8 protein-coding genes are annotated in these 9,360 nt (G+C 63.5%); 2 read left to right on the forward strand and 6 right to left on the reverse strand.

Going from position 1 to position 9,360, the window contains the following annotated elements:
- The 6 genes from WA157_RS09670 to WA157_RS09695 form a co-directional block, all read right to left on the reverse strand.
- On the reverse strand, positions 1-255 hold a 255-nt coding region (locus tag WA157_RS09670), incomplete at its 3' end, for a rubredoxin (RefSeq protein WP_422620742.1).
- Positions 252-1,406 carry an acyl-CoA dehydrogenase family protein gene (locus WA157_RS09675; RefSeq protein ID WP_422620743.1) on the reverse strand — a complete coding sequence of 385 codons (1,155 nt, stop codon included), beginning with the start codon at positions 1,404-1,406 and terminating at the stop codon, positions 252-254. The genes WA157_RS09675 and WA157_RS09670, both read right to left, overlap by 4 nt.
- A 27-nt stretch (positions 1,407-1,433) precedes the next feature.
- Entirely contained in the window at positions 1,434-1,997 is a 564-nt protein-coding gene (locus tag WA157_RS09680) for an OsmC family protein (RefSeq protein WP_422620744.1), read from the reverse strand.
- Positions 1,998-2,290: 293 nt separating this feature from the next.
- Complete coding sequence (locus WA157_RS09685; protein WP_422620745.1) at positions 2,291-3,904, reverse strand: sigma-54 interaction domain-containing protein; 1,614 nt, start codon at positions 3,902-3,904, stop codon at positions 2,291-2,293.
- Between the two features lie 54 nt (positions 3,905-3,958).
- Positions 3,959-5,674: a methyl-accepting chemotaxis protein gene (locus WA157_RS09690; RefSeq protein WP_422620746.1), complete on the reverse strand. Its 1,716-nt coding sequence runs from the start codon at positions 5,672-5,674 to the stop codon at positions 3,959-3,961.
- A gap of 316 nt (positions 5,675-5,990) precedes the next feature.
- The gene (locus WA157_RS09695) at positions 5,991-6,791 is read right to left on the reverse strand and encodes a DeoR/GlpR family DNA-binding transcription regulator (protein WP_422620747.1); all 801 of its coding nucleotides are present in this window, start codon (positions 6,789-6,791) and stop codon (positions 5,991-5,993) included.
- A gap of 128 nt (positions 6,792-6,919) precedes the next feature.
- Here WA157_RS09695 and WA157_RS09700 point away from each other — a divergent pair, with 128 nt between their 5' ends.
- On the forward strand, positions 6,920-7,654 hold the full coding sequence (locus WA157_RS09700; RefSeq protein ID WP_422620748.1) for an HAD family hydrolase: 735 nt from the start codon (positions 6,920-6,922) through the stop codon (positions 7,652-7,654).
- A 215-nt stretch (positions 7,655-7,869) separates the two neighbouring features.
- Positions 7,870-9,360 (forward strand): phosphocholine-specific phospholipase C (locus tag WA157_RS09705; protein WP_422620749.1); only part of this gene is annotated, 1,491 nt, incomplete at its 3' end.

The raw sequence follows: 9,360 nt of genomic DNA on the forward strand, positions 1-9,360 counted from the left end.
CGGCTGGCTGCGCGGCGTGGGCGCGCCGCTGCAGGTGCTGCGCGCTGCCGGGTCTGGCGCCGCGCACAGGTCAAAGTCCAGTTTGGTCACGCCGCACAGCGCACAGGCCCAGTCGTCGGGAATGTCACAGAAGCGGGTGCCGGGCGCCAGGCCGCCGTCGGGGTCGCCGTCGACCTCGTTGTAGATGTAGCCGCAGGCGCGGCAAATGTACTGCTGCCATGGTGCGGGGGCCGGTGCGGTGACCGGCGCGCTCATGCCGGCAACTCCCCGGCGCTCAGCCGCGCTATTTCCTTGCGCAGGTGCTTGATGGCGGGCGTGACGATCGCTACAAAGTGCGACTCGCGCACGCGCCGCTGCACCTCCGAGCTCATCAGGTAGCCGCGCGCGCCCTGGTGCATGAGGGCGGACTGGGCGGCGCGCAGGCACAGCTCGGCGCCGTGGGCACGGGCATCGAGCACGTCAATGAAAAACTCGGTGGAGGTATCGAACGGTGTGTCGGCCAGTAGCATCACGCGCCGCGTCAGCTCGTCCAGTTCGGCCTGCAGGGTGTCGGGCCGGTCTTCCAGAAACTGGTTGACGTGGCCGAGCTGCGGCTCCACCGCCCACATCGAATCGATCGCACCCTGCGTGATGCCCACCGCCATGCCACATTGCAGCATGACGAAGGCGGCGCGGATGCGCGCGATGGTGGGCTTGGCCGGATCGGCCATGATCTCGCCCGTGCCAATGAAATGATTCTTCAGGCGCACGCCATAGGTGCCGGTGCCTTCCATGGCCGAGAAGCTCGGGCACTCGCGCAGCGTCACGCCGGGGGCATCGCAGCGCAGCAGGAACATCACTTCCCGGCCGGCAGGTGCATCGCCTTCCATCACCGCCGCAATCGCGCCGAAGTAATGGTCGGCCCCGAGGTTGCTGACCCAGGGCAGCGTGCCGTTGACCAGGTAGCCGCCTGCCACCGGGGTCGCCTTGAGCAGCAGGCTTTCAATCTGCGCGTAGCTCTTCATCGGGTTGGACAGCGCGGTGCCACCCAGCCCGGCGCCGCTGACGTGCCGCAGCAGCGCCTCATGCATCAGCGCCGGATTGCCCGACTGCTGCATGTACAGGCCGCACACCGCCTGGCACCACATCATGAAGCCGGTGGCACCGCACACGCGTGAGACTTCGGCCATGGCCTGAATCGCCAGGCCGTAGCTGCCGGGTCCGGCAGGTGCGTCCAGGTGCGCGCTCATGGCACCCAGCTGTGCGAGCTGTTGCAGTACGGCACGCGGGTAGTGGCCTTCTTGGTCGATCCCCTGCACCTGTTGCTGCAGCGGCCCCTGCGCCACCGCGCGCACGGCGGCCAGCAGGGTATCGGCTGCCAACGGCGGTACACGAATGACGTCACGGAGCAGGTCGGCAGCGTTCATGGCAGGGTCCTTAAGAGGGGTGGGGTGTCATTCAGCCAGGCTGATCTCGAACGGAATCGGATTGCGAATGGAGTTGGCCACCGGCGAGTAGATGGACGCGTGCTGCACGATCTCGTCGAGCACTTCGCGCGGCGCATCGCCTTCGAGCAGCACCTTCACGCGGATCACCTGGAAACCCATCTCGGGCGGTGTCTTTTGCAGCGCGCCACCCGCGCCCCAGGCCGCCGGGTTGCCAATGTCACCTTCCAGAAACACCTCCAGTTGGGTCAGCTTGACCTGCTTCCAGGTGGCCACGGCGGTGATGCCCACGGCCAGACAGCCGCCCAGGCCCGAGAGCACGATCTCGCCGGGTGCCGGTGCCGTGTCCTGGCCGAACAGATGCAGCGGCTCGTCCACCACCACCGGTTGATGGTTGCCCACCGTGCTGAGCGAGCGGTACTGGCCCTCCATCACAGTGTGGACCTTGTTGGTGCCGCGCGAAGCGGGATTGTTGCGGCCTTTTTCGGCAAAGGCAGCCAAGCCTTGGGCGTCAATCGGGCGCAGGTAGGCTTTGACGGTTTGCACGGGGGCCGTTGTTTCAGCGGTGGTCATGGTGTCCTCTTGATCGGTTGCAGGCAGATGCCTGAACTACTCATTGCAAACCCCGTGCCATACGGCGAGGCACCCATAAATTTATATGAAACGTGGTGTTAGCCCCCGTCTTATCTGGGTTTATAGCTATTAAAATAATAGCAGTTCTTTTGGCCTGGCGAGCCATCGCCAGCGCATGGTGCCGCTGTGTCTACACAGTGTCGACATTGTGTAGACATGCCTGCGCTGGCACAGGGTGAAGGCTTCGGGATCAAATAAGTTTGCGCCGGGCGGTCTCGGCCGGCGCCGCCGCTTCACGCCCCCAGTTTGCTCTTGCGCAACCGGTAGCCAAATTGCCGCACCGTCAGGCCCAGTGCCTGGGCGGCGCGTGACTGGTTGCCCCGGTGCAGGTCCAGGGTGCGTTGCAGTTCTTCAATCGTGTGGGAATGCGCCGGCAAGTAGTCCCGCACCAGCGGGCCGGGCCGTGGGAAATCCGTTGGGGTTGACGCGTCGGGCACGTTGACGGCCTCTCTTGGCAAAAAGCGCTCCAGTTCGGCCACCGATACCAGCGGGCTGTCGGCCAGCAGCACCAGCCGCTCGATCACGTTGCCCAGTTCGCGGATGTTGCCGGGCCAGGGGTGGCTTTCCAGTCGCGCCAGCGCGGCGCTCGACAGGTGGACGTTGCGCTGGTTGGCCTGGTTGGCGCGGTTCACAAAATGGATCGCCAGCGTGTGGATGTCTTCGCGCCGCTCACGCAGCGAGGGCAGCCGGATCGGGATGACGTTGAGGCGGTAAAACAGGTCGCGCCGGAACGTGCCGTTGGTCACTTCGGTTTCAAGATCGCGGTGGGTGGCGGCTACCAGCCGCACGTCAACCTTGATTTCGCGTTTGCCGCCCAGCCGCACGATGGTGCCTTCCTGCAGGGTGCGCAAGAGTTTGGTTTGCATCGCCAGCGGCATGTCGCCGATTTCGTCCAGAAAGATGGTGCCGCGGTCGGCTTGCTCGAACCAGCCGACCCGGGCGCTGGCCGCGCCGGTGAAGGCGCCGCGCTCGTAGCCAAACAGCTCGGACTCGAACAGGGTGTCCGGAATGGCGGCGCAATTGACCTTGATGAAGGGGGCGTCCCGCCGCTGGCTCGACAGGTGCAGGGCGCGCGCAAACAGTTCCTTGCCGGTGCCGGATTCACCGAGCAGCAGCACGCTGGCCTGCGCCTGCGAGACGCGTTCGAGTTCGCTCAGTGCCTGCAACAGGGCGGACGAGCTGCCGATGATGCCGTAGCGCACGGCGGCAGCGTCCAGTGCGTGGGTGAGCAGGGCGTTGCGGGTTTCCAGCGCCCGGGTCTTTTCCTGCACCAGGGCTTGCAGCTGCAGAATCTGCCCGGCCAGCGTGGCCAGAATTTTCAGCAGCGCCATGTCGTCATTCAAGTGGCGGCGGCGGCCGCGGATGCGGTGGCAGGCCAGCACACCCACGGTCTGGCCGTTCACGTCAATCGGCAGCGCCATGAAGGCGACGGTCTCGGGCGGCAGTTGGTCGCGTGGCACGGCCCGGGCCAGAAACTGGGGTTCGGCATCGATGTCCTGCACCAGAATCGGCTGGCCGGTGGCCAGCACGCGCCCGGTAATGCCAACGCCTTGGGCATAGACGCCGCGCGCCATCTCGGCCTGGGTCAAGCCGTAGGCAAAGCAGATGCGCGCGGGGGTGGTCTCGCCGTGTTCAGGTGCATGGGGTGCGCGGCCCGGCTCGGCCAACACGATGCGGCCTCGATTCAGCCCCAGCAGCTCGGACATCAAATGCAGCATCTCGCGCATCACCACGCCGGGCGCCAGGCTTTTGCCGATCAGGCGCATGACTTCGCGCATCAGCAGCAGCTCCTGCGCGCGCCATTGCGGGTCAGGCAAGGGGGTTGATGGTGTCGGGGTGGAGGCCATGCCCGACTGCAAGCAAGAAGCCGGCCCGCTTCGGGGCGCAGCCCTCACGATCAATCAACTTATTCTTTGTCGCGCCGGACTGGCGGCCAGCCGCAGCGGTCTGTTCGATATTTCAAGGGGGGCGGGGACCGCAGGGCGCTGCAGCTTCATCTCCCGGCGCAGCGCTACCGCGTCCTGCGTGCCCACGGCGTCGTTGCGGCTCAGGCGGATCACGCGCATGGCATCGGCCACGCCACAGGACTGCAGTTCCAGCGCGGCCGCCGAGTCGGAGAGATCGTTCACCAGCGTGATGTTCTGCTGGGTCAGGCCCTCGATATGCGCCAGTGCCTCATTGATCTGCGAGATGCCCCCGCTTTGCTCGGCGGTGGCCATATGGATTTCGGCGATGAGCGCGCTCACCTGACGTGCCGTGCCCACCGCTTCCTCCATGGTGATGCGGGCGCTGTCGGTCAGGCGGGTGCCCGCGTCAACCTTGGTGGCCGAATCCTGAATCAGCTGCTTGATTTCCTTGGCGGCGGCGGCCGAGCGTCCCGCCAGGCTGCGCACTTCAGACGCCACCACGGCAAAGCCGCGCCCCTGCTCACCGGCGCGGGCCGCTTCCACCGCCGCGTTGAGGGCAAGGATGTTGGTCTGGAACGCGATGCCTTCGATCACCTGGATGATCTCGCCAATACGGTGCGACGACTCATTGATCGCCTGCATGGTCTGCGTCACCGCCTGCACGGCCTGACCGCTGCGCTCGGTGACCTGCGCGGCCTGTTCGGCGAGCTGCGCCGCCTGGCGTGCGGCGTCGGCGGTCTGCGCTACGTTGCCGGTGATCTGCTCCATCGACGCCGCAGACTCCTCCAGGCTGGCGGCCTGCGATGTGGTGCGCGTCGATAAATCATGGCTGCCGACGGCAATATTGCTTGTCGCACGGCCCATGCGATCCACTTCGGTGCGCGCGTCACTCACGATGGAGCGGATGTTGACGTTGAGCTGATTGAGGGCCCGCTCCATGCGGCCCAACATCCCGCTGTGCTGGCTGTCCATGCTTTTCGTGAGGTCGCCGGCCGCCATGCGATTGGCAAAACCCAGCAGGCGCTGCAGCGGTTGGGTCGTCATGACGCGCAATCGCCAGGCAGCGAGCAGGCTCACGCTCAGCACCACAGCAGCAGCACCGGCAAAAGCAGTCAGCGACAGTGCGGGCAGACTCCCCGCTGCCAGGATGCCGGTGGCCACACCGACGGCGCCGATCAGAACGGCCAGGGTGGTGATCTGAGCATTGACACCGGGATACAGCAAACGACCGATTTGCCCGCGCCAGTTGTGTTTGTGCAGTGCGCCGTGCCGCAGGCGGTGTACCAACTTGCCCGCTTGTTGTTCAGCGCGCATCGTGGCAAACAAGGCTTCGAACGCCTGTATTTGCTCCCGCGTGGGCTCGGTGCGCACCGACAGATAGGCCACCGCCTGTTCGCCGTCCATCACCGGCGTGACGTTGGCGACCACCCAATAGTGGTCGCCGTCTTTGCGGCGGTTCTTCACCAGCCCGGTCCAGGGCATGCCCTGGCCAAGGGTGTCCCATAAGTCACGAAAAGCCTCCTCGGGCACATCCGGGTGGCGCACCAGGTTGTGCGGCTGGCCCAGCAGTTCTTCTTTGCTAAAGCCGCTGAGTTCGATGAAGACCTCGTTGCAGTGGGTGATGCGCCCCTTCAGGTCGGTGGTCGAGACCACCGTCTGGCCGGATGGGAAGGGGTATTCGCGTTGCGTAACCGGTAGATTGATGCGCACAAGACAAGTCTCTTTGACCGGCAAGTCGCACTCTTTGGCGCGCGTGCCGGCATTCCAACGACGGATGAATCGGGCAGATCAGTTGCTTTCCAACGTCTGTGCGCCGGGTACGCCCGTGAAGTCTCCTGCTCGATTCGCTTTAATAGTTTGTCGGGCATTCTACTGGCGTGCCGGCCGGAGCGGGACCCTGGCTGCGGCGCACCAAACTGGCGCAGCGATTGCTTGCGGTATCGATAGGCACATCGACGCCCACAAAGTCCTGACACCGCACAAGACGCCCGCCTGATCGCGCCAGATGATCTGGCCGCTGATCTCCTCAAAGCGAAGCGTCTTCCGCTGACGCCACAAGCACCTCAACTCCCAAATCCTCAAGTTCGTGACGTGCGCCCTGGTCGATGCCCGCATCCGTGATGACGCGCGTCACCTTGTCCAGCTTGGCGATACGGAAGATGGCCTGAGAGCGGAATTTGGATGAGTCCACTATCACGTTGACAGTCTGTGCTGCGTCGATGAAGGCCCGGTTCATGGCCGCTTCCTCGGGGGACAGCATCCCGATGCCGCCGGCGGGCGAGATGCCGTGAACTCCCAGAAAAGCCGCGCGAACCGAGATGTCGTCAAAGGCGCCAGGGGCGGGGCGGCTCACCGAGGCCATCTTTTTGAAGTCGATGCTGCCAGGTAACAAATAAACCGAAGCGTTCTGGCTTCGGGCGAACTCCATCGCAACCGTCAGTCCGTTCGTGACCACATGCAGGTTGTTGTGACCGCGAAGCGCCTCGGCCAGATGCCGTGAGGTCGTACCCCCATTCACCAGAATGCAGTCGCCATCGGAGACCAGTTGCGCGGCCACCTCCGCAATCGCGCGCTTTTCCCGAAAGTTCTCCCGTTCCCGTTCGGCGTAGCTGATGCTCTCGTAACGCGCCCAGCCTTCGGCGATGACCTCGCCGGAAACGGCGCCACCTCGCGTGCGTTCCAGCAGCCCGCGTTCATGCAATTCAATAAGGTCGCGCCGAATCGTGATCGGCGAGGTCTGAAACCGCTCGGCCAATGCATTGACTTCAACGGCCCCCCCGCCCTGAACCAGAGCGAGGATCTCTTTGTGGCGAACGGCTTTTAGCATGCGAAATCACCCTGGATGAACACGAGATGTATTAGAAACCAGATACGAACAAAAAGAGCAAACAAGAGACTCGTTCAGTGGCGATATGGGTCATTAAAGTGACACATTATGTTCGTAATATCGCGTTTATGAACAATAGCGATCATATTCGAGCAGTCATTTTTGACCTTGATGGCACCATGTTTGATACCTTGCCCTCGCTCTCAAGCGCTGCCAACGTAGTGCTGGTGCATGCCGGCTGGCAGGAAGTTCCGATGTCTCTGCTGCAGTCAGCGCTCAATGAAGGCCTGCGGCCCCTGTTTCACAAAGCCATTGCATTGCAATCGGCTGCCGTCGATGCGCAGACCGCGACCCGCCTGGAATACGAGTACATGGCCCAGTACCTGCGGCACGGCTTGTTGACAGCCCCCTTGTTTGCCGGTGTGTCGGGCGCATTGATGGCATGCAAGTCGCGTGGGCTCAAGCTTGGCGTCTGTACCAATCGGGACCGTGCCTCGACCGAGGCGCTGCTGGCGTCGGCAGCCATCGTTGACTCGTTTGACGCCATCATCAGCCTCGGTGATACGCCACTTCCGAAGCCCGCGGCGGACCCTTTGCTGCTTCTCATGGAGCGTCTGGACGTGTCGCCCGAAGAGACTTTGTTTGTCGGCGACTCCGCCATGGACGCTCGCTGTGCCCAACTGTCCAAGGTTCGCTTCGCCGCCCACCTCGGGGGCTACGCCGGACATGCCGGCGACCTGCTCCCCAACGTTTTGAGTTTTGGCAGTTACGAGCAGCTCACAAGCTGGCTGCTCGACCACTGTTCTGCTCTGTTTCCCCCTGTCAGCCTCACTTTGCCACGTCCCATCAACCTTTGCCATTGAATCAGGAGTACTTATGCAGCCTTTGTCATCACCCACCCGGGCACTGCGCCTCAGCCTTTCGCTTTTCTTGATTGCAGTCCTCGCCGCTTGCGGCGGAGGAGGAACATCCGCCGACCCGGCCGCGCTGAGCGCCAAGACGCCAGTCATTCGCTGCGCACCCTGACTCGCACAGACCCAAAAACGCATTCCGTTTTCCACCATTAGGAACAAAACTTATGAGCATCGATCGCCGTAATTTCCTGCGCATGACCGCCAACACGGGCGTCGCCGCCGCCGCGTTCGCCATGTTCCCGCCCGCTATCCGCAAGGCACTGGCGATCCAGGCCAACAACCAGACGGGCACGATCAAGGATGTTGAGCACATCGTCATCCTGACGCAGGAAAATCGCTCGTTCGACCACTACTTCGGCACTTTGGCCGGCGTGCGCGGCTTTGGCGACCGTTTCCCGATTCCGGTCATGGATGCACTGGGCAACAAGGGTAAGAACGTGTGGTACCAGGCCAACGATACAGACCCCGCCAACCCGCGCATGATTGCGCCGTTTCGCCTGAACACGGTCCAGACTTTCGACTACATGCGCGTGAGCGGCACGCCCCACGCCTGGCTTGACGCCGAAGCCGCCTGGGATCACGGCCGCATGAATGCCTGGCCGACATGGAAAAAGAACCACTCGATGGGCTACTTCACCGAGGCAGACATGCCCTTTCAGTACGCGATGGCCAACGCGTTCACCCTTTGCGACGCCTACCACTGCTCGTTTCAGGGGGGCACCAACACCAACCGCCTGTTTCACTGGACCGGCACCAACGACCCGCTCGGCAAGAGCAATGGCCCGGCTACTTACAACGACTACGACTGGTTCGAATCCGACCCGGGAAAGAACGGCGGCTATACCTGGACCACCTACCCCGAGCGGCTCGAAAGCGCCGGCGTCAGCTGGCAGGTGTACGAGAACATGGACGACAACTACACCGACAACCCGCTGGCCGGTTTCAAGGTGTTCCGTGACGCGTTTTACGCGCGGCCCGGGTATTCCCAATCGCTCAAGGACCGCGGTGTCAGCACGCGCGATCTGGACCTGCTCAAGGCCGACGTTCTGGCCAACAAGTTGCCGCAAGTCAGTTTCATTGTGGCGACGGCTGAGGGCTCGGAACACCCCGGCCCCTCCAGCCCGGCCCAGGGCGCGGACTACACGGCCAAGGTGCTGGATGCACTGACCGCCAATCCCGGTGTCTGGAGCAAGACCGTATTGTTTGTCAACTTTGATGAGAACGATGGTTTCTTCGACCACGTGCCACCGCCGGCGGCGCCCAGCTACACGAGCTATGACCCCGATCCGGCAAAAGCGGCATGGGCCGGCGCCTCCACCGTCGATACGAGCGGCGAGTACCACGAAATCATCCTGCCGTACCAGACCAATCCGTCCGAACCACTGGCGCTGCACCGTCCGTACGGTCTGGGCCCGCGGGTGCCGATGTACGTGATCTCACCCTGGTCGAAGGGCGGCTGGGTCAACTCGCAAGTGTTTGACCACACGTCGGTGATCCGCTTCGTTGAGCAACGTTTCGGCGTGATCGAACCCAACATCAGCGCCTGGCGCCGCGCGGTCTGCGGCGATCTGACCACCGCGTTCAACTTCAAGGACCCGGACAACACCGAGTTCTTCAAGAAGTTCCCCGATACCGTGGCACTGGCCAACCGGGCC

This window comes from Rhodoferax ferrireducens (assembly GCF_049302455.1).
In the GTDB taxonomy this organism is placed as follows: domain Bacteria; phylum Pseudomonadota; class Gammaproteobacteria; order Burkholderiales; family Burkholderiaceae_C; genus Rhodoferax; species Rhodoferax ferrireducens_B.

Coding starts and splice junctions, on each gene's coding strand:
- WA157_RS09680 (WP_422620744.1), bottom strand. CDS start 1,997: ATGACCACCGCTGAAACAACGGCCCCCGTGCAAACCGTCAAAGCCTAC.
- WA157_RS09695 (WP_422620747.1), bottom strand. CDS start 6,791: ATGCTAAAAGCCGTTCGCCACAAAGAGATCCTCGCTCTGGTTCAGGGC.
- WA157_RS09685 (WP_422620745.1), bottom strand. CDS start 3,904: ATGGCCTCCACCCCGACACCATCAACCCCCTTGCCTGACCCGCAATGG.
- WA157_RS09675 (WP_422620743.1), bottom strand. CDS start 1,406: ATGAACGCTGCCGACCTGCTCCGTGACGTCATTCGTGTACCGCCGTTG.
- WA157_RS09700 (WP_422620748.1), top strand. CDS start 6,920: ATGAACAATAGCGATCATATTCGAGCAGTCATTTTTGACCTTGATGGC.